This window comes from Microbacterium testaceum (assembly GCF_020781835.1).
Lineage (GTDB): Bacteria > Actinomycetota > Actinomycetes > Actinomycetales > Microbacteriaceae > Microbacterium > Microbacterium testaceum_H.
The window spans coordinates 1-861 of the sequence record NZ_JAJGNJ010000041.1 but is presented as its reverse complement, the minus strand read 5'-3'; the positions used below and the strand labels follow the sequence as shown (position 1 = coordinate 861).

General features: G+C 70.3%; 1 protein-coding gene. It reads left to right on the top strand.

Going from position 1 to position 861, the window contains the following annotated elements; all coding sequences use genetic code 11:
• A partial coding sequence (locus LL239_RS17520; RefSeq protein WP_228164604.1) for a phage major capsid protein occupies positions 1-861 on the top strand: 861 nt, incomplete at both ends.

Genomic DNA, 861 nt, shown 5'->3' with positions numbered 1-861 from the left:
GCCGAGCAGGCGCGCCTCCTGCTCGGCAGCAACCGGCTCATCGCACGCCGACTGGCCGAGATCTCGCAGATGCGGTTCATCTCGGACTTCCTGCTGACGCAGAGCCTCGACGCGTCCGCGGGTGGCGTCTTCTACGAGACCGGCGAGGACAGCTTCGCCCCCGCGGCGTCCGAGCTGGTCGCGCCCGGAGCGGGCTACCCGAAGATCGTTCTCCCCGAGGGCGTCCTCGAGGCGGCGCGCGCGGTCAAGCGCGGTATCAGCACCGACGTCACCGACGAGAAGATCGCCGAGCGCGGCGGTGGCGTGGCGACGCGAGCGCTGCTCAAGCTGGCGAACACGGTCATCCGCGACGTCGACACCGTCAGCATGGCCGTCATCGCCTCGGTGGTCTCGTCGACGTTCGCCTCGCCCGGTGGCGCATGGACCACGGCCGGTAAGGTCGTCCGCGCGCTGACCGCGATCCGCACGCAGCGTGCGGACCTCGGCCTCGGCTTCGACCTCGACACGGTCGTCCTCACGGGCGACGACTTCGCGGCGCTGCTAGAGATGTTCGTCGACGACGGTGCGCTGCCGCGCGAGGCCGGCAACATCGCGATCTCGGGCAACATCCCGATCGACCTGTACGGGTTCACCTGGGCGACCAGCCCGCACTACACGGGAACGAACCCCATGCTCGTCGACCGTGAGCAGCTCGGCGGCATGGCCGATCAGAACCTGCAGTCGCCGGACTGGGCGCGCTACGGCGACTCCGGCGTCGAGGGTCAGACGCAGCGCATCGGCGGTGAGGACAAGTGGACGGTCCGCGCTCGTCGCGTCACCGTCCCCGTGGTGCTCGAGCCGCTCGCGGGCGTGCAGATCACC